The organism is Streptomyces sp. NPDC058872, assembly GCF_042743065.1.
Lineage (GTDB): Bacteria > Actinomycetota > Actinomycetes > Streptomycetales > Streptomycetaceae > Streptomyces.
On sequence record NZ_JBHYMK010000004.1, the window covers coordinates 69,810 to 89,923 of the forward strand.

Here is a 20,114-nt window from a genome sequence, read left to right on the forward strand (position 1 = left end):
CCTTCAACGCAGCGAGAACCACACCCTCCGCCGCACGCACACGCCGCGCATTCACGCCGCACGCTCCACCAGCTCGGCCGCCGGACGCTCCGCCAGAATCGGCAGGCCGGAGCCGGACAGAACCACCCGACACGACACCTCACGGCGACCGAGCGTCTTCGAGTACACGCCCCCGATATCCAGGAACGAGTACGTCTCCGTTGACCGCAACCGCACCTCGGCTGCATCGAATCCGAGGGCCGTCCGCCATGCCTCGAAGTCGCCGTGATCGACCGACACGGTCACGTACGGCGTGCTGTACCGGGCGAACGAGATGTACGGGGTGGGCAGCGACGGCTGTTCCAGGGCCAGCCAGACGAACAGCTCTAGCACACCGTTCTGATCGCCGAACGTCGGGGTCGGGATAGGGTTGTTCATGGATCCACTCCATTCAGTGGGTTCGCAGGGGCTGCCAGGGACCGGCCAGGGTCCGGCGGCCCCGTTCTTTTCGGGGGATCAGGCAGCGCGGCGACGGCGCTTGGGCTGCGCGGGGATGCGGTGCATCTCCGCGATCTCCGCCCGGTCCTGCGGGCTGAACATCAGCCGGCGGCCCATGCGGTGGGCAGGGAAGCCCATGTGGTTGACGCCGTCGCGGAGACGGCGGACGCCGATGCCGAGACGCCTGGCGGTCTCCGTGACGTCGGTGAAGTCCTCCACAAGCGCGGTGGCGGGCATTCGGGTCACCTCATTCGGTGTCGGTCTCGCTGTGAGCGAGGAGCTGGGGACTGTCGGGCGGCAGGCCGAGTGCCTCGCGGAGGGCCGTGTACTTCGGCGGGCGCATGTTGCGGCGTCCGCCTGTTTCCAGCCGCGAGAGGTAGCTGGGGGTGATGCCTGTGCGACGGGCGAGGTCAGCGATCGGTAGGCCGCGTGACATGCGGATCTTGCGGATCGCCGCCCCGTCCACCTCGAAAGTGGGTCGGGGTGCCTGCATGTAGAGAATCTAGCAGGAGTTGCTAGCAGCTTCTAGCAGTACTAGGTAGTAACTGGCAGGAGTTGCCAGGAGGTGACTGTCGATCCTTAAGGGAGGTTCAAGGGGGAGTCACAGAGCGATAGAGGCTGAAAGCCGTTCCTGGCGGTACCTGGGAGTTCCTGGGAGCATGTGCGTATGACCACCCCCGGCCCCGCCGACAGGCTCAGACTCGCCAAGCTCGTGACTTGCCGCCGCCGAGAACTCGGCTGGCACAAGGTCGAAGCAGCCAAGGCGGCAGGCCTGACGCACACGACCTACATGCGCGTCGAGAACGCGCAGACCGTTCGCGACGTCACCTACGCGGCCGTCGAGAAAGCCTTCGGCTGGGCGCCCGGCGCATGCCATGCGATCCTCGACGGGATCGAGGAAGCGCCCCTCGCGGGTGAAGTCACCGATGGGGCAAGGTTCGCGCCCGCGGTCAACATCGACGAGGAAGCCCGGAAGGCCGTTCAGGACGTGGTCATCGCAGTCGCCCCGGAGATGCCGGCCGGGACGATGGCCGAACTGGAAAAGGCCATCGTGGAGATGCTCCGTCAACGCGGCGTGATCCCGCCCAAGAGTGAAGAATCAACCCCGTAGCTGTACAACCTTTCCCCTGTAACGGCATTGTTACGGTGGGTTCGAATATGTCTTCTGACATATGCCTTTCGGTCGAACGTTCAACGTGTGATGCTCGCAACACTGGGGTTCCATCGCACCGAAGGGAGGCCCATGCACGAGTTCATCGCGTACGACCCTGTGCCCGGGTTCATCGGAATGGCGGGCAAGGTCGGCGAGAAAATCGTGTGCGTAGCGACGCCCAAAGTCCGTACCGACCCGACCATCAGGCGACAGGCACGGGAACTGATCCGGCGTCAAGGAGGTGACTGCGACGCGTGCCAGCAGAGCTGCCCGCTCCGCAAGGCCGCGTAAGCAGTCCATGAGTAGGTGATCGACAGTCAGGGGTGCCTGTCGGCCACCGTCCGCACCAGGAGGGCGGGACCGTGGCATACGCGGAAAAGCGCGGCAAAACCTGGCGAGTCCGGTATCAGCTGCCGGACGGCCGATACGACTCCGAGAGCGGCTTCGAGACGAAGCAAGACGCACTCGACCACGGGCGCGCACAGGAGACCGACGTCCAACGGAAGGTCTTCGTCAACCCCAAGGACGGCCGCCAGACCCTAGGATCCTGGGCAGAACAGTGGGTCGAGGTCATGGACGTAGCCGAGACCAGCGACCGCACGTACCTCAGCCGCCTGAACGCCGTGATCCTCCCCAAGTGGAAAGACACCCCCCTCGGCGACATCACCGCCACCGCCTACAAGGCCTGGCGCAACAAGCTCGCCGACGAGTTCAGCAAGAACTACGTCGACGGCATCGAGGGCATGATGCGAATGCTCCTCGACGACGCCGTGGAAGAACGCCTCATCCCGTTCAACCCGATGCCCTCCAAGTCGAAGAGGCGCCGCGGACGGCACGCACCCGTGGACACCGAGGACACCTACGTGTGGCCCACCCCCAGGCAAGCCCTCCTCGTCGCCGAGAACGCGCGCGCCCTACGAGGCGACCAGTGGTACGCCATGATCCTCACCATGGCCTACACCGGCATGCGCATGGGCGAGATCGCCGGGCTCCGCCGCGACCAACTCCGCCTCCTCGGGTTGGAGTACGGCCGACACCTCCGCGTGCAGTGGCAAGGGCAGTGGCTCTCCACCCACGCCAAGCACGAGGTGGCCAAGGGGGAAACCTGTGAGTCCATCGCTGAGCTTCGCCTTGCGGACCCGGCCCGGGCCGCCGAGATTGCCGAGCTGAACGAGATCGAGCCGGGCGCCCGGTTCCGGGTCAAGCGGAAGCTGCTGCTGCCGAAGGGGTTCACGCTCGTCCCGCCGAAGTACAGCTCGTACCGGACGCTCATCCTCCCGCCGTTCCTCGCCGACCTCCTCGCCGAACAGCTGGCCACGAAGGCGCACGACATCCTCGTCTTCCCCTCGCAGCGCGGCCGGCCGCTCCGAGTCGACGACCAGTTCTACGGCCGCTTCTGGCACCCCCTCCTCAACGGGCAGGACGAGGAGCCCAAGCGCCGCGGGCGCCCCGCGCAGAAGGCGCTGCCCGCCGTTGCGGGGGTCGAGGACATGGTTCCTCACGGCACGCGACACGGGCACAAGGTGTGGCTCGATGGCCAGGGGCACCCGCGGGTGGCGGTCGAGGAACGCATGGGCCACAAGCTGAAGGGCGTCGAGGGTACCTACTCGCACACCTCTGGGGAGATGGAGCTCGCCATCGCGCAGGGGCTACAGAAGCTCTGGGAGGCGTCCCAGTCGGCCGAGGAGGCGGTGGGGGAGAACTGGGCCCACCGCCGGTCTGGGTGAGCGTCTTTTGCCTCGTCTCCCATTTCTCTCCCAAAGGATCTTGAAAGCGGTAGCGGCCCGCCCGGTCATCCCGGAGCGGGCCGTTACTTTTGCCCCCTGACCTGCTGTGGAGCAGTGGGCGGGAGAGGGCCGGGTCAGGCCTTCTTGGTCTCCCAGAAGATGCGGTCGATCTCGGCGATGAGCTCCAGCGCCTTCTCGCCCGTCTTCGGGTCGGTGGACGCCTTGGCGGCCGAGAGGGCCTTCAGGGTGTCGTTGACCAGCTGGTTGAGCTCGGGGTACTTCTCGAAGTGCGGGGCCTTGAAGTAGTCGCTCCAGAGCACCGAGACGTGGTGCTTGGCGAGCTCCGCGCGCTGCTCCTTGATGACCGTGGCGCGGGCGCGGAAGTGCGGGTCCTCGTTGGCCAGGTACTTCTCCTGGACCGCCTTGACGGACTCGGCCTCGATGCGGGCCTGGGCAGGGTCGTACACGCCGCAGGGGAGGTCGCAGTGGGCGCTGACCTTGACCTTGGGGGCAAACAGGCGGGAGAGCATTGAGCCGTCCTTCCTCGTGATCGTCTTCTCAGGTGGGACATTACTCGGTGAGAAGGGCGTTTTCGCGGGCGCCCCCTGGGGCTTAGGTCAAAAGTCCAGGGTCACCATGGGACTCGTGTGCGAGTGGACGAGTCGAGGCAGGAGCGGACCGGGAGGTGCCGGATGACGGGGTCGGGGCGGGATCGGGGAGCGGAGGTCGCTGCTCCGTTCGGGATCGCCGAGGTGACGGGCGTCTCGATGGTGCCCACGCTGCTGCACGGGGACCAGTTGCTCGTGCAGTACGGGGCGCGGCTGCGGGCCGGTTGCGTGGCCGTGCTGCGCCATCCGTTGCAGCAGGATCTGCTCATCGTGAAGCGGCTGATCGAGCGACGCGACGGCGGCTGGTGGGTGCTCGGTGACAACCCGGACGCCGAGGGGGACAGCCGGGTCTTCGGGGCGGTGCCGCCCGAACTGGTCCTCGGGCGGGTCCGGGCCCGTTACCGGCCGGTGACGCCGGGGCGTCAGCGCTCGCTGGGCGTGAGGCTCTCCTGGTTGGTGTCCTCGGTGCGCCCCGTGCGGTCCGACCGCTCGGCTTCCAGGCGCTTGCGGGCCCGGTAGGCGGCCACGTTGGCCCTGGTCGCGCAGCGGTCCGAGCAGTAGCGGCGGGAGCGGTTGGTGGAGGTGTCCAGGTAGGCGTTGCGGCAGGGCGGTGCCTGGCAGAGGCCGAGCCGGTCCGCGCCGAACTCGGTCAGGTGGAAGGCGAGGCCCATCGCCGAGATGGCGGCGTAGCCCGCGGTCGCGTTCGAGGAGTGGTCGGCGAGGTGCATGTGCCAGCGGGGCCGGCCTTCCTCGTCGAGGAAGTCGTGTCCGGAGATCTGCGGGCTGACCGGGAACTCCAGGAGGAGCGAGTTCAGGAGGTCGACCGCCCCCGTCTGGTCCCCCTCGTCCGCCGCGGTGAAGACCGCCCGCAGCCGGGCGCGCACGGCCCGGAAGCGCGGGAGGTCCGCCTCGGTGACCCTGCGGGCCATCTGGGTGGCGGGGCCGAAGAGGTCGCGGAGCACCTCGACGGAGATCAGGGCGTCCTTGTTCCGGGCCGGCTCCTCGGTGTTGACCAGGCGTACGGCGAAGTCCGAGTAATGGGCCAGTTCCACTTGTAGTCCTTACTTCGCGGGGCTAGTGTCTCGACCGGAAGGGGTAACGGCTGTGTCCCCTTCGAGGGTATTACGAACACGGGGAGGAACGACCGTGACCGGAACCGACTGGGTGGCCTGGCAGGAGAGCTGGGACCGCCAGCAGGAGTGGTACATGCCGGACCGCGAGGAGCGGTTCCGCGTGATGCTCGACATGGTCGAGGCGCTGGTGGGGCCGAAGCCCCGCGTCCTCGATCTCGCCTGCGGTACGGGAAGTATCACGGATCGGCTCCTCAAGAGGTTCCCGGAGGCGACCAGCACCGGTGTCGACCTCGACCCGGCCCTCCTCGCGATCGCCGAGGGCTCCTTCGCGGGCGACGGGCGCGTCACCTTCGTGGCGGCCGACCTCAAGGACCCCTCGTGGACCGCGCGCCTGCCCCACGGCTCTTATGACGCCGTACTGACCGCGACCGCCCTGCACTGGCTGCACGGCGAGCCGCTGACGGCGCTCTACGGACAGCTCGCCGGGCTGGTGCGCGAGGGCGGCGTCTTCATGAACGCCGACCGCATGGTCGACGGGGCCACCCCCCGCATCAACGCCGCCGAGCGCGCCCACCGGCACGCCCGGATGGACCGGGAGAAGGCCGCCGGGGTCCTCGACTGGGCCGACTGGTGGGCGCTCGCGGCCGAGGATCCGGTCCTCGCCGAGCCCACCGCCCGCCGCTTCCAGATCTACGGGGAGCACGCCGACGGCGACACGCCCTCGGCCCACTGGCATGCCGACACCCTCCGTTCCGTCGGTTTCGGCGAGGCGAGGGCCGTCTGGTCCTCCCCCTCCGACGCGCTCGTCCTCGCCGTGAAGTAGCCGGACGCGCGGGAAGGGGTGGTACGGGTTCTCCGTACCACCCCTTCCCGATGTCGCGGGTCCTACAGGACCTTCGAGAGGAACGCCTTCGTCCGGTCGTGCTGCGGGTTCGTCAGGACGTCCCGCGGGTTGCCGGACTCGACCACCACGCCGCCGTCCATGAAGACCAGCGAGTCGCCGACCTCACGGGCGAAGCCCATCTCGTGCGTGACGACGATCATCGTCATGCCCGACTCGGCCAGGTCCCGCATGACGTCGAGGACGTCACCCACCAGCTCCGGGTCGAGCGCCGAGGTCGGCTCGTCGAAGAGCATCAGCTTCGGCTCCATCGCGAGCGCACGGGCGATCGCGACGCGCTGCTGCTGGCCGCCGGAGAGCTGGGACGGGTAGTTCCCCATCTTCTCCCGCAGGCCGACCCGGTCGAGCAGGCGCTCGGCCCGCTCGCGCGCCACCGCCTTGGTCTCGCCCTTCACCTGGACGGGCGCCTCCATGACGTTGCCCAGGGCCGTCATGTGGGGGAAGAGGTTGAAGCGCTGGAAGACCATGCCGATGTCACGGCGCTGGACCGCGACCTCGCTGTCCTTCAGCTCGTACAGCTTGTCGCCCTTCTGGCGGTAGCCGACGAGCTCGCCGTCGACCGAGAGCCGGCCGCCGTCGATGCGCTCCAGGTGGTTGATGCAGCGCAGGAAGGTCGACTTGCCGGAGCCGGACGGGCCGACCAGGCAGAAGACCTCGCCGTTCTGCACCTCCAGGTCGATGCCCCGGAGGATGTGGGCCGCGCCGTAGGACTTGTGGACTCCTTCGGCCTTGACCATGGGCTGGCCGGTCATCCGGACACCGCCGATCGCTTGAAGGTGGTCAGGTTCGCCTTGACGCGCTGCCACGGGGTGGGCGGCAGGTTGCGCGTCGAACCGCGGGCGAAGCGCCGCTCAAGGTAGTACTGGCCCACGCTGAACACGCTGGTCAGCGCCAGGTACCAGATGGAGGCGACGAAGAGCATCTCCATCACGGCGCCGGCCGTGTTGCCGATGTTCGACGAGGCCCGGAGCAGTTCCGTGTACTGCACGGCCGAGACCAGCGACGAGGTCTTCAGCATGTTGATGAACTCGTTGCCCGTCGGGGGCACGATCACCCGCATGGCCTGCGGGAGCACGATGCGGCCCATCGTCTTGGTCTGGGACATGCCCAGCGCGTGCGCCGCCTCGGTCTGGCCCTCGTCGACCGACTGGATGCCGGCGCGGACGATCTCCGCCATGTACGCGCCCTCGTTCAGACCGAGGCCGAGCAGGGCCACCATGAACGGCGTCATGACGTCCACGGTCTCGTTCTTGTAGATCGGACCGAGGTCGATGTACTGGAAGATCAGCGACAGGTTGAACCAGACGAGCAGCTGGACGTAGACCGGCGTGCCGCGGAAGAACCAGATGTAGATCCAGGCGACCGCACCGGTCACCGGGTTCTTGGAGAGCCGCATCACGGCGAAGACGACGCCGAGGACGAGGCCCAGCGCCATGGAGGCGACGCTGATGATGATCGTGTTCCACAGTCCGCTGATCACGGACGAGTCGAACACCTTGTCCCACACGGTGTCCCAGACGACGTCACCCTGGGAGAAGGCGACGACGAGCCATCCGAGGAGGGCGACGACCACCACGGCGCTGACCCACCGGCCGTAGTGCCGCACGGGGATCGCCTTGATCGCCTCGTACGGGACGCCCGAGGGGGCGGACCCGGCCGGCGTGGGGGCCGGGTCCTTGCTGATCTTGTCAGTCATGACGACTGCCCTTCAGTGGTACGAGGAGGGGTCACTTGCCGGCGTTGATCGTGGCCGACGTGACCGCGCTGCCCTCGACGTCCCACTTCTTCAGGGCCGCGGCGTAGGAACCGTCCTTGATGATCGCGTCGAGCGCTTCCTTGACCGCGTCGCGCAGCTGGGTGTTCTCCTTGGAGACGCCGATGCCGAAGAGGCCGACGTCGCTCTGGTTGCCGACGACCTCGAAGTCGTTGCCGTTGCCGGAGGTCTTCGCGATGTAGGAGGCGACCGGGTAGTCGTTCAGGTCGGCGACGGCGCCGCCCGCCTTCACGCGGGTCTGGGCCTCGGCGTCGGAGTCGAAGGCCTGGATGGTCAGCTTCTTGTCACCGCACTTGGCGGCCTGCGCCTTGAAGGTGTCCTCGTAGATCGTGCCGCGCTGGACGGCCACGGTCTTGCCGCAGAGGTCGTCGAGCGAGTTGATCTTCTGGGGGTTGCCCTTCTTGACCAGCAGGGAGACGCCGGAGCTGAAGTAGTCGACGAAGTCGATGCCCTTGCCGATCTTCTTCCCGTCGTCGTCCAGGCCCTCCTGGCGCTTCTTGTTGTCCGTCATCGAGGACATGATCAGCTGCTGGCGGCCGGTGTAGATCGAGGTGATCAGGCCGTCGAAGGTGCCCGAGACGAACTCGAGCTTGACGCCGAGCTGCTTGCTCAGGGCCTCGGCGATGTCGGGGTCGACGCCGACGATCTTGCCGCCCTCGGTGAACTCCATCGGAGCGTACGAGGCGTCCGTGCCGACCTTGATGACGCCCGCCTTCTGGATGTCGGCCGGGAGCTTCGAGAAGAGCGGGGCGGAGTTGGCGGGGGCGCTGCTCTCCTGCGTCGAGCCACTCTCGGTCTGGTCACCACAGGCGGTCAGCAGCATCGAGCCGGCGACCGCGATGGCGGCGACCGCGGCAAGACGGGAGGTGCGGGTCTTGGCGGTCTTACCGTGCGTGGAGCGTGCGGTCATGGTCGGGTTCCTCCGGCGTGTGAGGGGAGTTGCCAGGTGGTCGCGTACGCATCTTCGAGTGTCGCGACCTCGTGTGATTACGGCATCTTGCCATTCGGACCGCCTCAAACCGACGGCCACGGATGTCAAAATCGGGTAACGGGTGATCCCCGAATCCCGACAGGCCGGTACATCAAGGCCGGATCTTCTGCGGGATGCCTTCCCCGTCACCGAAAAATCTCCGGTCCATCTCGCCATCTGGACGAGTGAAAGGCCGCCATTCGGGTGTGGAAACCATCTATCCGGACAACGGGTGACGTGTCGACATCCTTCTGTGCCCGGGTGCAGTCGGTATGAGTCGTGTCACCGAGGGGATACAGACTCGTCTGCGGTGCCGTCCGTCCGGTAAGAAGGATCCTTACACCCCTCATCCGGGGCTCAGGGCGCGTTGTGCGGCGCGCCCGCGCGGCTGCCAGACAGGGCGGCCGCGGGACCCGCCCACCGCTCCACACCAGGAGCGGCCCACCCTCAAATGAATGAAGACTTAAGGGGTCAACCCAATGGCAGCGGAGATCGTCAATCCTCGCAACGACAGCGCTACGGAAGGAGCTCCGGAGGAGCCCTTCGATCCTGTCTTCGCCCTTCACCGGGGCGGCAAGATGGCCGTGCAGGCCACCGTTCCCCTGAGGGACAAGGACGACCTGTCCCTCGCGTACACGCCCGGCGTCGCCAAGGTGTGCACCGCCATCGCGGAGCAGCCCGAGCTGGTCAACGACTACACCTGGAAGTCCCAGGTCGTCGCCGTCGTCACCGACGGCACCGCGGTGCTCGGCCTCGGCGACATCGGCCCGGAGGCCTCCCTCCCGGTCATGGAGGGGAAGGCCATCCTCTTCAAGCAGTTCGGCGGCGTGGACGCGGTTCCGATCGCCCTCGCCACCACCGACACCGACGAGATCGTCGAGACCGTGGTCCGGCTCGCCCCGTCCTTCGGCGGCGTGAACCTGGAGGACATCTCGGCCCCGCGGTGCTTCGAGATCGAGCGGAAGCTCCAGGAGCGCCTCGACGTCCCGGTCTTCCACGACGACCAGCACGGCACCGCGATCGTCACCCTCGCGGCCCTCCGCAACGCGGCGAAGCTGACCGGTCGGACCCTCGGCGACCTGCGCGGAGTCATCTCCGGCGCCGGCGCGGCCGGTGTGGCCATCGCCAAGTTCCTCCTGGAGGCCGGCCTTGGGGACGTCGCCGTCGCCGACCGCAAGGGGATCGTCAGCCGCGACCGCGACGACCTCACCGAGGTCAAGCGGGAGATCGCCGAGCTCACCAACAAGGCCGGCCTGAGCGGCTCCCTGGAGAGCGCCCTGGCCGGTGCGGACGTCTTCATCGGCGTCTCCGGCGGAACGGTGCCCGAAGCGGCCGTCGCCTCCATGGCGCCGAACGCCTTCGTGTTCGCCATGGCCAACCCGAACCCCGAGGTCCACCCCGACGTCGCCCACAAGTACGCGGCCGTCGTGGCAACCGGACGTTCGGACTACCCCAACCAGATCAACAACGTCCTCGCGTTCCCCGGCATCTTCGCCGGTGCGCTCCAGGTCCGGGCCTCCCGGATCACCGAGGGCATGAAGATCGCCGCGGCCAACGCCATCGCGGACGTGGTCGGCGACCAGCTCGCCGCCGACTGCGTGATCCCGTCGCCCTTCGACGAGCGGGTCGCCCCGGCCGTGGCCGCCGCGGTCGCCGCCGCCGCCCGCGCAGAGGGCGTCGCCCGCCGCTGACGCGCCTCCGGCACCCGAAGGGCCCCGGCCCCGGTCCACCAAGGCCGGGGCCGGGGCCCTTCGCGGCTCGCTGCGGCTCCCCCGGGCGGGGGAGCCGGGGTGGGGTGTGCGTCACAGCGAGGAGTGGTTCCGTCACGGACCCGCCGCCCCCTAGGGTCGGGGCCATGTTCGCTGCCTACGCCGCCCGAATCGACCGCGACCAGCCCCTGAACGGCCTCGAACTGGGCGAACGCCCCGAGCCCGAGGTGCGTCCCGGCTGGACCACCGTCACCGTCAAGGCCGCCTCGCTCAACCACCACGACCTGTGGTCGCTGCGCGGGGTCGGACTGCCCGAGGAGAAGCTGCCGATGATCCTCGGTTGCGACGCCGCAGGCATCGACGAGGATGGCAACGAGGTCGTCCTGCACTCCGTCATCGGCCAGACGGGCCACGGCGTCGGCCCGAACGAGCCCCGGTCCATCCTCACCGAGCGCTACCAGGGCACCTTCGCCGAACGGGTCACCGTGCCCCGCTGGAACGTGCTGCCCAAGCCGAAGGAGCTGTCCTTCGAAGAGGCCGCCTGTCTGCCCACCGCCTGGCTCACCGCGTACCGCATGCTCTTCACCAACGCCGGTGTGCGTCCCGGCGACTCCGTCCTGGTGCAGGGCGCGGGCGGCGGCGTCGCCACCGCTGCGATCGCCCTCGGCAAGGCGGCGGGCCTGCGGGTCTTCGCCACCAGCCGCGACGAGGCCAAGCGCAAGCGGGCCGTCGAACTCGGTGCCGTCGAGGCGTACGAGCCGGGAGCGAGGCTTCCGCAGCGGGTGGACGCCGTGATCGAGACCGTCGGTGCCGCGACCTGGTCGCACTCGGTCAAGTCGCTGCGTCCCGGCGGCACGCTCGTCATCTCGGGCGCCACGAGCGGAGACCGGCCTTCGCACGCCGAGCTGACCCGGATCTTCTTCCTGGAGCTGAAGGTCGTCGGCTCGACGATGGGCTCCAAGGACGAACTGGAGGACCTGCTGTCCTTCTGTGCGGCGACGGGCCTGCGGCCGGTGGTCGACGACGTCCTGCCCCTGGACCGGGCGCGTGAGGGCTTCGAGAAGATGGCGTCCGGCGAGCTCTTCGGGAAGATCGTCCTGAAGACCTCGTGACGACCCCTTGATGACGCGTCAGTCATGCTGATGGGATCTCCGACACCACGAAAGGTGAACAACTCTCACGTCGTCGTGTCGGAGGTCCTCCTTGTTGCGCACCACTCTCGCCGCGGCCGTCGCCGTCGCCGCGCTGCTCGCCCCGACCGCCGCCCAGGCCCGTCCGGCGGATCAGGATCCTCCCGCGGGAACGGCGCACCCGGTCGCCCGGGGAGCCGTGACGGGCGCCTCCGGCCGGGCCAATGGGGCGGACGTTCCCGCCCTCACCGACTCCCGCGGTCGCACCCTCACCCTGCGCGGCTGGAACGTCGGGGACAAGGCGCACCGCGGTGACGCCGCACTTTCCGCCATCACCGAGAAGCACTTCCGTGACATGCGGGCCCAGGGCTTCAACTTCGCCCGGGTCCTCGTCTTCTGGGACGACCTGGAGCCCAGCCCGGGGCGGTACAGCCAGGCGTACCTCCACAAGGTCGAACGGATCCTGGACTGGGCCGCGCGCCATGACGTCAAGGTCGTACTCGATGCCCACCAGGACGTCTTCGGGCCCGCCTTCGACCACCGGGGGATACCCGCCTGGGCGACCAGGACGGACGGGCTGCCCTTCACCCCCCACCCCGACGACTGGTTCTCCGAGTACTTCGAGCCCGCCGTCCAACGGGCCTTCACCCACTTGTACGAGGACGAGGACCTCCAGCGGGCCCAGGCCCGCATGTGGCGGGTGCTCGCCGATCGCTTCGCCCGCCACCCGGCCGTGATCGGCTACGACCCGATCAACGAGCCGATGGGTGAGCTGCGCGGCGGCGAGGACCTGGCGACGGCGGCCCGCCGCATCGAGCGCGACCAGCTGACCCCCATGTACCAACGGATCGCGGACGCGATCCGGTCCGTCGACGACAGGAACTGGATCTTCGTCGAGCCGACCCCCATCGTGGGCGAGGGGGTGCCGACGGGGCTCGGCCGGATCGACGACCCGAAAATCGTCTACGCCCCGCACTTCTACAACGGCGCGATGGAGGCGGGCGGGGACTACGACCCGGACGCCGGCTGGATCGAGAACTACGAGCAGGCCGTCACCCTGTACCCGAAGGAGCACAAGGTGCCCGTGGTGGTGGGCGAGTGGGGGCCGCTCAACAATGCCCAGCCGAACATGAACCGCTTCTACCGCGAGGCGATGGCCTCGCTCGGCCGCTACAGCTCCGGCTGGGCCGGCTGGGAGTGGTGCTACGGCGGTGGCTACTGCGCGGTGGACGGTACCGGTGCCTTCCGCACCAACAAAGAACTGACCGCCGAGCCGTATGCGGAGGCGCTCGCGGGCACGGTCCGCTCCGCCTCCTATGACCTTGAAGCCGGCACGTACCGCCTGTCGTACGACGCGACCGGTCTCCGGGGCGCCCGGGTCACCGAGCTCTCCCTGCCTGCCGGTGACTGGCACGTGAAGGTCCGTGGTGGTGCGCTGGTCCTCCGCAAGGGCCCCGGCCGGGCCTGGATCCTTGCGGCGCCGAACGCCCGTGTGACGGTCACGGTCACCAGGCGCTGAACGGCCCCCGTCCTTCTCGCCGGCCGGCCCGAGGCGCTCCCGGGCCGGCCGAGCGGTGATCCCGTGCGGCCCGCCCGGCTGCCCCGTCCGTCCGGTCCCTGTTCCGCCCGCCCGCGCGTCCGGCCCGTTCGCTTCCGTCGGGTCGGCTGCGTGGTGTCGGGGCCTCGTGCCTCAGGCCTTTCTGGCCGGATCGAGCAGAGCCGTGATGCCGAGGGCCGCCGTCGCCAGATGGTCCCGTGCTCGGACGAGTTGGTCCTCCGTCACCCCGTGGTCCCGGGCCGCATCGCGGATCTCGTCACGGAAGCGATCGAGGAGCCGGTCGAGGTCGCGGGCCGGGTCGCCGGTTCCTTCCGTGTCCCATGCCCACTCCGGTGCCCCGCCGGACGGCTCCGGCGCGAGCGGCGACCCCTGCGAGGCGGCCTTCGGGTGGGTCGTTCCCGCCACCAGATCGCCCAGTTGGGCCGTGATGCCCGAGAGACCCTCCCAGACCCCCTTGGGCCAGTCGCCCTGTGAAAGTCGGTCCTGAACCTCCTCCTGCACCTGCTGGGCGATCCGCTGGAACTCCTTCGCCTGGCGGCGCGCCGACCGGGCCTCCTCCCGGGCCTCCCGGGCCTGCTGCTTCCATTCCTGTCGGACCCGGCGCAACTCGTCCTTGGCATCGGCGAACGAGGAGGGACCCGTCGCGCGGTTCTGGCCCGCCGCCGCCCGCATCTCGCTGCGCACCCGGCCGGCCGCGCCCCGCACGTCCTCGCGTATCTCCGCCGCCAGTTCCGATACCGACTCGCGGATCTCCCGCTCCAGATCGTCCAGTTCGGTGCCGCGTCCGGCGAGTTCGGCGCGACCGGCGTCGGTGATCGAGTAGACCTTGCGACCGCCTTCGCTGGCGTGGGTGACGAGACCCTCGGCCTCCAGCTTGGCGAGCCGGGGGTAGACGGTGCCGGCCGAGGGTGCGTACAGCCCCTGGAAGCGCTCCTCCAGCAACCGGATCACTTCGTACCCGTGGCGCGGGGCTTCGTCGAGCAGTTTGAGGAGGTAGAGGCGGAGGCGTCCGTGGGCGAAGACGGGCGGCATGTCAGAGCACCTTTCCGTTCGTGGAGGGGGCGGACGAGGGGGCGGGGCCGTCGTCCTCGGGCTCGGGGCGGCGGAGCAGGGCGATGGAGCCGGAAACGGTGGTCGCCTTGAGCGTGCCCCGACCCGAACCGAGCGTGCCGGTGATCGACTTGGCGCCCCACTGACCTCCCACCCGCAGGTCCTCGAAGGCGTTCGACACCGAGCCGCTGGTGGTGCTGGCCTGAACCCGGGCGTCGGTCGGATGGGGGAGCCGAATGGCGACCTCGCCGGAGACGCTGGTGAGCCGGATGTCGGCGGGCGATCCGTCCAGTCGGGCCGGATCGAGATCGATGACCATGCTCCCGCTGACCGTCTCGGCCTTCACGGAGGAACCCGAGGCCTCGATCACCGTCACGTCGCCGGTGACGGAGTTGGCGCGCAGCGGGCCGGTGACCGACTGGGCTTCCAGGTGGCCGGAGACGCTCTCGGCGCGGATCGGGCCGGAGAGCCCGAGGAGGGTGGTGCCGCCGGTGACGCCCCGCACTTCCGTGCGCCCCCGGATGCCGGTGACGACCGTCTCGGCGCCCACCGCCACCACCTCGACGTCGACGCCTGCCGGCACGGCCACCGAGACGACGGCCCGCCGTCGATACTCCTTGCGCTCGAACCACTTGAGGAAGCTCTTCCACTGGAGGTCCTCGTAGGTCACGGTCAGGGTCGAGCCGTCCTGTGTCACGACCAGCGGCGGACCCTCGACCTCGGAGACCTCCACGCGGGCGGAATCCCCGTCGGTGCCCACCACGTTCACCGCTCCGTTGACGATGCGGACCTGGAGGAGCGTCACGGGGTCGGCCGGAGCCAGCTTCGTCGGCTCGGTGACGGACCACTTCGTCATGGTGCTGACCTCCCGTATCGATGACACGACATATCGCGTCTCTTGTGGAAGACGATATATCGCGGTCGATCGAAGTCAACCCTGACTCTTCCCTGATGCGGGGCGTCGATAAGCGTCCGTAGGGGGACAAATTGCCCTAGCGTAGGGCCCATGAACGCAGCATCCGGACCGAGTGCCGCAGGGGCCCTGCTGCTCTGCCGTGCCGATCCCCCGACGGTCCGGCCACCGGCCCAACTCCTCCGGGAACACCTGCTCCTCGCCCCCGCGGGCACCGGGTGGAGCGTGCTCGTGCCGGAGGGAAGACCCTGGCTCCACGGCGGGGAGTCCGTCGAGCAGGTGGTCACCGGCTGGTCCACCGCACTCGCCGTCTCGGCCGCCGGCTGGCCCGTCGTCGCGCTCTGGTGGGATCGCGACCGGGCCGGCCTCACGCTCGCCGCCGGCTTCCGGCGCACCGTCGGCTACACCTGGCTCGCGGACGGCACCCCCGTCGGCGAGGACGAGGCCATGCGCACCTTCGCCAACCGGCTCGCCCTCGATCCGGTCCTGGACGTGCAGGCGCTCGAACCGCTCACCGCCTCCGACCCGGACGCCGACGCCCGAACCCGGCTCCTCGGCGTCGTCGCGGTCCTCGCCCGCACCGGACTCGCCCTGCCCACCGGCCTCGTCCCCGGCGAGGGCGCCGAACGGCTCCGCTCCGCAGCCCTCGCCCAGGGCGCCGAACAACTCGACCGGTCGGGGGAGGAGGCCTCGTCCGACCGGGCGGAGCCCGGAGGGCGGGGGAACGACGGCCTGCGCACCGAGCCCGACGAAGCGGGGGGCGGCTCCCCCGGTCCCCACCCGCGCGCCCCGCACCCGCGCGCCCCGTACCCGCATCCCCTCGGCCCGCATCCCCTCGGCCCGCATCCCCTCGGCCCGCATCCCCTCGGCCCGCATCCCCTCGGCCCGCACCCGCGCGGCCCCGAGGCCCACGTGCGGAGCACGGTGGAGATCCTGGTGGGGATGCCGCTGCTGGTCTGGGGCGCCGGCCGGCGCAGCGGCGGTTGGGTCGCGGCGGGGGCGCTGCTCGTCCTCCACGGCGCGTTCGGGCTCGCCTACGACCGCCTGCGGGAGCGGTGACCCCGCCGCGGGGCCGGGCCGCCTACTCCTCGTCGTCCTCGTCGTCCAGCCGGGCCAGCCAGGTCGCGAGGCGCTCGACCGGCACCTCGAAGTCGGGGTTCAGGTCGACGAAGGTCCGCAGCTGCTCGGCGAGCCACTCGAAGGTGACCTCCTCCTCGCCGCGCCGCTTCTCCAGTTCCTCGATGCCACGGTCGGTGAAGTACATGCGATCAGGATAGGCCGTGCCCTCCCGTCCCCTGTCGCCCGCCGGCCGCACCGATTAGCCTGCTGGATCCAACATCGCTTCGGTGAGCGGGGGCCGCTGTGGCACACGGGATCGCCCGGATTCGACTGGACGACGGCACGCCCGTCTGGGCGCGGGTCAGCGACATGGAGGAACTCGACGGGGGCGGGGGCTTCCAGGACACCGGGGTCCGGGACCGGGTCGTCTCGATGGCCGGCGGACTCACGGACGTGGTGCGCGGGGTCGTCCGCTCGCTGCGTGCCGGACTCGACCCGCGGGGACCGGTCGAGGTCGCCGTCAGCTTCGGCATCGAATTGTCCGCACAGTCCGGAAAGGTCATCGGCGTCCTGGCGGACGGGTCGGGCACGGCCTCGGTGAACGTCTCCCTCACCTGGACCGAACGGGGCCCGCAGCACCCCGCCCCGACGCCCGCGGACTCGACGGCGGCCACCCCGGCCGCAACGTCCGCCCCCACGACGCCCGCCCCCGCGCCCCCGGTGCCCGAGGTCCCTCCGGCGCCGGGCACGCCCCCCGCGCCGGGCACGCCTCCCGTACCGGACGCACCCCCCGTACCGCATGCGCGCCCGGCGGCCGATGGGCCCGCATGAGCGCCTTCGACGCACTCGTGCGCCCCGCACTGGTGCGCATCGCCGCCCCCGGCTGTGGGTATGACCCGCATGGCGACCGGTACTGGGGCAGCGGCTTCTTCATCGCCCCCGGCTGGGTGCTGACCTGCGCCCACGTGGTGGCCGAGGGGGGAAGCGCGGTGTGGAGGAGCGAGCCGGCCGTCGGCATCACCTGGGAGGACGGCAAGACCGCCCGCGAGACCACCGGCACCGTCGTGCTCGCCCTGCCCCACCCCGACCGGCCCGAGGCCCCGCCCGACCGGTGGGCCTTCCCCGACGTCGCGCTCGTCCGCGTGCCCGGTACGGCGAAGGCGTCCTGCGTGCGCCTCAGCGAGCGCCCCGCCGTCTGGCCGGCCGCGGTCAGCCTGCACGGCTGGTCCCGCGAGACCGGCGAACTCGGAGTGCGGAACGTCCACGGCACCCTCAACGGCAGTGACGGGCAAGCGCTCGTCACCGACGGCGTCATGCCCGTCGAGGGCTGCTCCGGCGGCCCGGTCGTCGACCACGCCCAGGGCGCCGTCATCGGGATCAACAAGGGGCGCGGGCGCGACGGCGGCGCCGTCGTCCCCGTCACCGCCCTGCGCAGGCTGCACGACCTCCCCGGTGGCGAGCAGATGGCCGAGGCGCTGCGCGCCCACGACCGGTACCACCTGCACCGCTACCGTTCCCTCGACGACCGCCCCGACTGGACCCGCGCCCAGCGGCGACTGCCCGCGTCGAGCGGCGTCGGCCCCGGGCTGCGCACCCAGCTGTACGGGCACCTCGCCGAACTGCCCGCCCCCACCGCACCCGGCGAGATCATGGACCTGGTCGACCGGGTCAGGGCCTGGATCAGGGACGACGACCTGCCGGACGCCCTGGAGGACGACCCGCGCACCTGGAGCCAGGGCGCCGGGTTGCTCCGCGGCCTGCGCGCCCCCCGGAGGGACGGTGCCCAGGCCCACGACCTCGACGCGGTCCTGCTGTACGCGGCCCATGTCGTCCGGCACGTCTCCGACCGCCACCGCGAGCGCGCCGACACCAGCGGCCTCACCCGCTGGATCGTCGACGAGTCGGGCGACGCCGACCGCCACCTCCGGCGCGAGGTCGAACGCCTCGTCACCCCGGGCGGACCCTCGCCCCTGTCCGCGCGGGGGCCCCGCGCGCGGGCCGACGTCCTCCTGGAGATCGACACCCCCCGCTACGACCGGCGCTACCCCTGGCGGGTCAAGCTCCTCCTCGACGGGCACACCGTCAGCCCGCTCCACTGCGACGACCGGGGCGTCGAGCGGGCCAAGCTCAAGGAGACCCTCCGCGAGCCCCTCGCGGACGCGCTGAGGCGCGGCGACAGCGGGTCCCACCTGGCCGCAGTGGAGGCCGTGCTGCCGCGCGAGCTGTTCGACGAACCCCTCGACACCTGGCGGCTGGAACCGCCCCACGGTCCCGACGACTCCTGGACCACCACCCTCGGCCAGCGCAGGATCGTCGTCATCCGTGACGCCCGCCGCCACGACCGGGAACCGGCCCCCGAATGGCGCGAGCGCTGGGAGGCCGCGGAGCGCGGGCCGTTGCACACGGCTCCGCTGCGCGCCGAGGCACCGGGCGCGGGCCCGGACGCGCACACCCCGCGCGTGCGCCGGGAAACCTGGGCGGAGACCTACGACCGGCTCCGCGAGGCCCAGGGCGGCACCGTCCCCGTCTACTGCGGCCGGGTCGGCAGCGGCGACGGGCTCATGGCGATGAACGCGGCGCTCGCCGCCGGCCACCCGCTGGCCCTCTGGCGGACGGACGCCCACGACCATGCCGACTGCGCGGAGTTCCACGAGCGGGTCGGCCAACTCCTCGCGGGCGCGGTCACCGCCTGGGACGTGCGCGGCCCGGTCCGTTCCCTGCGCACCCGGGCGCAGGACCGGGCCGCCGGCCCCGAAGCACGTGCCGCCCATGCGTGGGCCGAGTCCCTCGCCGTGCTCCTCGACCCCCCCGACCGGCCGCCGCACGGTGGACGCCTGGAGGCCCCGCCCCTGCTCGGGGAGGGGGAGCAGTGACCGGAGGGGCCGACGGGACCGAATGCCCGCGATCCGTCCGATTACGGCATCGGCAGGCCCCGTTCCCGGGCGGTACGGTCGACGGGCCCGGCACCGACACCACAGCCAGGAGGAGTCCCAGGTGAACGATTGGCGGATCTACCGTGGTGCCGGTCTCCCGCACGACGAGATACGGCGGCTGCCCGCCCCGCCGCCCTGGCGCGACTTCTCCGCGGGGGGCGCCGACGACACCCTGGCCGGCTCCGACCGGCGGCTCGGCGTCAAGCGCAGACTCGTCCAGAACCACCACCCCCGACCCGCCGAGACCGACGCCGTCAACGCCGCCCTGTACCTGCGCCGGCCGCTCCTCGTCACCGGCAACCCGGGCACCGGCAAGTCGACCCTCGCGCACGCCGTGGCCCACGAACTCGGCCTCGGACGCGTCCTGCGCTGGCCGATCGTCAGCCGCTCCACCCTCCAGGACGGCCTCTACCGCTACGACGCCATCGGACGGCTCCAGGACGTCCAACTGGAGCGCGCCCGGGACGGCGCACCCGGCCCGGCCGCCGCGACCCCGGCCGGCATCGGCTCGTACATCCGGCTCGGGCCGCTCGGCACCGCGCTGCTCCCCTCCGAGCAGCCCCGCGTGCTGCTCATCGACGAGCTCGACAAGAGCGACCTCGACCTGCCCAACGACCTCCTGAACGCCCTGGAGGAGGGCGAGTTCGCCATCCCCGAACTGGAGCGGCTCGCCGATCGCGAGCCCGTCGTCGAGGTGCTCGGCGACGACGGCCGGAAGGTGGCCGTGCACGGCGGCCGGGTCCGCTGCACCACCTTCCCCTTCATCGTGCTCACCTCCAACGGCGAACGGGACTTTCCCGCGGCGCTGTTGCGCCGCTGCATCCGGCTGGAGCTCGAACCGCCCGGCGAGGAACAGCTCGGCGCCATGATCGAGGCCCACCTCGGAGTCGACGCCGCCTCCGGCGACGGCGAACGGGACCTGGTCCAACGCTTCCTGAACCGCGAACCCGGCGAGGTCATCGCCACCGACCAACTCCTCAACGCCCTCTACCTGACCCAACACGCCTCCCACGCCGAGCGGGTGACCAGGGAACGCATCGCGGACATGCTCATGCAACCGCTCGATCAGCCGAGGTGAC

Annotated in this window: 22 protein-coding genes; 11 read left to right on the forward strand and 11 right to left on the reverse strand. The window is 70.5% G+C overall.

Annotated elements, in window-relative coordinates; translation table 11 throughout:
- Window positions 1–51 precede the first annotated feature (51 nt).
- The 3 genes from ACFW22_RS03560 to ACFW22_RS03570 form a co-directional block, all read right to left on the reverse strand.
- Complete coding sequence (locus ACFW22_RS03560; protein ID WP_386398318.1) at window positions 52–417, reverse strand: hypothetical protein; 366 nt, start codon at window positions 415–417, stop codon at window positions 52–54.
- Between the two features lie 78 nt (window positions 418–495).
- Window positions 496–714, reverse strand: a complete 219-nt coding sequence (locus ACFW22_RS03565; protein ID WP_386398321.1) for a hypothetical protein — start codon at window positions 712–714, stop codon at window positions 496–498.
- Between the two features lie 10 nt (window positions 715–724).
- On the reverse strand, window positions 725–970 hold the full coding sequence (locus ACFW22_RS03570) for a helix-turn-helix domain-containing protein (protein ID WP_386398324.1): 246 nt from the start codon (window positions 968–970) through the stop codon (window positions 725–727).
- Window positions 971–1,144: 174 nt separating this feature from the next.
- Between ACFW22_RS03570 and ACFW22_RS03575 the strand changes: the two genes are divergently transcribed.
- Both ACFW22_RS03575 and ACFW22_RS03580 read left to right on the forward strand, forming a co-directional pair.
- Window positions 1,145–1,588, forward strand: a complete 444-nt coding sequence (locus ACFW22_RS03575) for a hypothetical protein (RefSeq protein ID WP_386398326.1) — start codon at window positions 1,145–1,147, stop codon at window positions 1,586–1,588.
- 404 nt (window positions 1,589–1,992) lie between these two features.
- Window positions 1,993–3,357, forward strand: coding sequence for a hypothetical protein (locus ACFW22_RS03580; protein WP_386398329.1), 1,365 nt, complete (start codon window positions 1,993–1,995; stop codon window positions 3,355–3,357).
- 134 nt (window positions 3,358–3,491) lie between these two features.
- Here the strand turns inward: ACFW22_RS03580 and sodN are convergent, their stop codons facing one another.
- Window positions 3,492–3,887 carry a superoxide dismutase, Ni gene (sodN, locus tag ACFW22_RS03585; RefSeq protein WP_041131199.1) on the reverse strand — a complete coding sequence of 132 codons (396 nt, stop codon included), beginning with the start codon at window positions 3,885–3,887 and terminating at the stop codon, window positions 3,492–3,494.
- Between the two features lie 162 nt (window positions 3,888–4,049).
- Between sodN and sodX the strand changes: the two genes are divergently transcribed.
- Window positions 4,050–4,484 (forward strand): nickel-type superoxide dismutase maturation protease, encoded by a 435-nt coding sequence (sodX, locus tag ACFW22_RS03590; protein WP_384877306.1) that lies wholly within the window; start codon window positions 4,050–4,052, stop codon window positions 4,482–4,484.
- Here sodX and ACFW22_RS03595 read toward each other — a convergent pair.
- Complete coding sequence (locus tag ACFW22_RS03595) at window positions 4,388–5,017, reverse strand: CGNR zinc finger domain-containing protein (protein WP_386398334.1); 630 nt, start codon at window positions 5,015–5,017, stop codon at window positions 4,388–4,390. The two genes, sodX and ACFW22_RS03595, sit on opposite strands and share 97 nt — an antisense overlap.
- Before the next feature lie 94 nt (window positions 5,018–5,111).
- Between ACFW22_RS03595 and ACFW22_RS03600 the strand changes: the two genes are divergently transcribed.
- Window positions 5,112–5,861, forward strand: coding sequence for a class I SAM-dependent methyltransferase (locus tag ACFW22_RS03600; RefSeq protein WP_386398337.1), 750 nt, complete (start codon window positions 5,112–5,114; stop codon window positions 5,859–5,861).
- A gap of 62 nt (window positions 5,862–5,923) precedes the next feature.
- Here the strand turns inward: ACFW22_RS03600 and ACFW22_RS03605 are convergent, their stop codons facing one another.
- Genes ACFW22_RS03605 through ACFW22_RS03615 form a run of 3 tightly spaced genes read right to left on the reverse strand, consistent with a single transcriptional unit; the run spans window position 5,924 to window position 8,623 of the window.
- A complete protein-coding gene (locus ACFW22_RS03605; protein WP_386398339.1) occupies window positions 5,924–6,691 on the reverse strand; it encodes an amino acid ABC transporter ATP-binding protein in 768 nt (255 codons plus the stop codon).
- Window positions 6,688–7,635, reverse strand: coding sequence for an amino acid ABC transporter permease (locus ACFW22_RS03610; protein ID WP_384877313.1), 948 nt, complete (start codon window positions 7,633–7,635; stop codon window positions 6,688–6,690). Before ACFW22_RS03610 ends, ACFW22_RS03605 begins: the two co-directional genes overlap by 4 nt.
- Window positions 7,636–7,666: 31 nt before the next feature.
- Complete coding sequence (locus ACFW22_RS03615) at window positions 7,667–8,623, reverse strand: ABC transporter substrate-binding protein (protein WP_386398342.1); 957 nt, start codon at window positions 8,621–8,623, stop codon at window positions 7,667–7,669.
- Between the two features lie 539 nt (window positions 8,624–9,162).
- Between ACFW22_RS03615 and ACFW22_RS03620 the strand changes: the two genes are divergently transcribed.
- The 3 genes from ACFW22_RS03620 (at window position 9,163) to ACFW22_RS03630 (ending at window position 13,041) form a co-directional block, all read left to right on the forward strand.
- Window positions 9,163–10,374, forward strand: a complete 1,212-nt coding sequence (locus ACFW22_RS03620; protein WP_386398344.1) for an NADP-dependent malic enzyme — start codon at window positions 9,163–9,165, stop codon at window positions 10,372–10,374.
- A gap of 164 nt (window positions 10,375–10,538) precedes the next feature.
- Window positions 10,539–11,504 carry a zinc-binding dehydrogenase gene (locus ACFW22_RS03625; RefSeq protein ID WP_386398347.1) on the forward strand — a complete coding sequence of 322 codons (966 nt, stop codon included), beginning with the start codon at window positions 10,539–10,541 and terminating at the stop codon, window positions 11,502–11,504.
- A 94-nt stretch (window positions 11,505–11,598) separates the two neighbouring features.
- Window positions 11,599–13,041 (forward strand): cellulase family glycosylhydrolase, encoded by a 1,443-nt coding sequence (locus tag ACFW22_RS03630; protein ID WP_386398608.1) that lies wholly within the window; start codon window positions 11,599–11,601, stop codon window positions 13,039–13,041.
- A gap of 171 nt (window positions 13,042–13,212) precedes the next feature.
- Here the strand turns inward: ACFW22_RS03630 and ACFW22_RS03635 are convergent, their stop codons facing one another.
- Both ACFW22_RS03635 and ACFW22_RS03640 read right to left on the reverse strand, forming a co-directional pair.
- Window positions 13,213–14,112 (reverse strand): helix-turn-helix transcriptional regulator, encoded by a 900-nt coding sequence (locus tag ACFW22_RS03635; protein WP_386398350.1) that lies wholly within the window; start codon window positions 14,110–14,112, stop codon window positions 13,213–13,215.
- A gap of 1 nt (window position 14,113) precedes the next feature.
- Window positions 14,114–14,986: a DUF4097 domain-containing protein gene (locus ACFW22_RS03640; protein WP_386398353.1), complete on the reverse strand. Its 873-nt coding sequence runs from the start codon at window positions 14,984–14,986 to the stop codon at window positions 14,114–14,116.
- 150 nt (window positions 14,987–15,136) lie between these two features.
- On the opposite strand from ACFW22_RS03640, the gene ACFW22_RS03645 reads away from it, so the two are divergent.
- The gene (locus ACFW22_RS03645) at window positions 15,137–16,102 is read left to right on the forward strand and encodes a hypothetical protein (protein ID WP_386398355.1); all 966 of its coding nucleotides are present in this window, start codon (window positions 15,137–15,139) and stop codon (window positions 16,100–16,102) included.
- Between the two features lie 22 nt (window positions 16,103–16,124).
- Here ACFW22_RS03645 and ACFW22_RS03650 read toward each other — a convergent pair whose 3' ends face one another.
- On the reverse strand, window positions 16,125–16,307 hold the full coding sequence (locus tag ACFW22_RS03650; RefSeq protein WP_005312030.1) for a DUF6104 family protein: 183 nt from the start codon (window positions 16,305–16,307) through the stop codon (window positions 16,125–16,127).
- Window positions 16,308–16,405: 98 nt separating this feature from the next.
- Here ACFW22_RS03650 and ACFW22_RS03655 point away from each other — a divergent pair, with 98 nt between their 5' ends.
- The 3 genes from ACFW22_RS03655 (at window position 16,406) to ACFW22_RS03665 (ending at window position 20,113) form a co-directional block, all read left to right on the forward strand.
- Entirely contained in the window at window positions 16,406–16,933 is a 528-nt protein-coding gene (locus ACFW22_RS03655) for a CU044_2847 family protein (RefSeq protein WP_386398359.1), read from the forward strand.
- The gene (locus ACFW22_RS03660; RefSeq protein WP_386398362.1) at window positions 16,930–18,975 is read left to right on the forward strand and encodes a trypsin-like peptidase domain-containing protein; all 2,046 of its coding nucleotides are present in this window, start codon (window positions 16,930–16,932) and stop codon (window positions 18,973–18,975) included. Before ACFW22_RS03655 ends, ACFW22_RS03660 begins: the two co-directional genes overlap by 4 nt.
- 121 nt (window positions 18,976–19,096) lie before the next feature.
- Window positions 19,097–20,113, forward strand: a complete 1,017-nt coding sequence (locus ACFW22_RS03665; RefSeq protein WP_386398365.1) for an AAA family ATPase — start codon at window positions 19,097–19,099, stop codon at window positions 20,111–20,113.
- Window position 20,114: the final 1 nt, after the last annotated feature.

What these genes read in the sequence shown, in the direction of transcription:
- ACFW22_RS03650 (WP_005312030.1), bottom strand. Translation starts at nt 16,307, where the DNA reads ATGTACTTCACCGACCGTGGCATCGAGGAACTGGAGAAGCGGCGCGGC.
- ACFW22_RS03565 (WP_386398321.1), bottom strand. Translation starts at nt 714, where the DNA reads ATGCCCGCCACCGCGCTTGTGGAGGACTTCACCGACGTCACGGAGACC.
- ACFW22_RS03605 (WP_386398339.1), bottom strand. Translation starts at nt 6,691, where the DNA reads ATGACCGGCCAGCCCATGGTCAAGGCCGAAGGAGTCCACAAGTCCTAC.
- ACFW22_RS03635 (WP_386398350.1), bottom strand. Translation starts at nt 14,112, where the DNA reads ATGCCGCCCGTCTTCGCCCACGGACGCCTCCGCCTCTACCTCCTCAAA.
- ACFW22_RS03620 (WP_386398344.1), top strand. Translation starts at nt 9,163, where the DNA reads ATGGCAGCGGAGATCGTCAATCCTCGCAACGACAGCGCTACGGAAGGA.
- ACFW22_RS03645 (WP_386398355.1), top strand. Translation starts at nt 15,137, where the DNA reads ATGAACGCAGCATCCGGACCGAGTGCCGCAGGGGCCCTGCTGCTCTGC.
- ACFW22_RS03610 (WP_384877313.1), bottom strand. Translation starts at nt 7,635, where the DNA reads ATGACTGACAAGATCAGCAAGGACCCGGCCCCCACGCCGGCCGGGTCC.
- ACFW22_RS03660 (WP_386398362.1), top strand. Translation starts at nt 16,930, where the DNA reads ATGAGCGCCTTCGACGCACTCGTGCGCCCCGCACTGGTGCGCATCGCC.
- ACFW22_RS03570 (WP_386398324.1), bottom strand. Translation starts at nt 970, where the DNA reads ATGCAGGCACCCCGACCCACTTTCGAGGTGGACGGGGCGGCGATCCGC.
- ACFW22_RS03615 (WP_386398342.1), bottom strand. Translation starts at nt 8,623, where the DNA reads ATGACCGCACGCTCCACGCACGGTAAGACCGCCAAGACCCGCACCTCC.
- ACFW22_RS03640 (WP_386398353.1), bottom strand. Translation starts at nt 14,986, where the DNA reads ATGACGAAGTGGTCCGTCACCGAGCCGACGAAGCTGGCTCCGGCCGAC.
- sodX (WP_384877306.1), top strand. Translation starts at nt 4,050, where the DNA reads ATGACGGGGTCGGGGCGGGATCGGGGAGCGGAGGTCGCTGCTCCGTTC.
- sodN (WP_041131199.1), bottom strand. Translation starts at nt 3,887, where the DNA reads ATGCTCTCCCGCCTGTTTGCCCCCAAGGTCAAGGTCAGCGCCCACTGC.
- ACFW22_RS03575 (WP_386398326.1), top strand. Translation starts at nt 1,145, where the DNA reads ATGACCACCCCCGGCCCCGCCGACAGGCTCAGACTCGCCAAGCTCGTG.
- ACFW22_RS03560 (WP_386398318.1), bottom strand. Translation starts at nt 417, where the DNA reads ATGAACAACCCTATCCCGACCCCGACGTTCGGCGATCAGAACGGTGTG.
- ACFW22_RS03625 (WP_386398347.1), top strand. Translation starts at nt 10,539, where the DNA reads ATGTTCGCTGCCTACGCCGCCCGAATCGACCGCGACCAGCCCCTGAAC.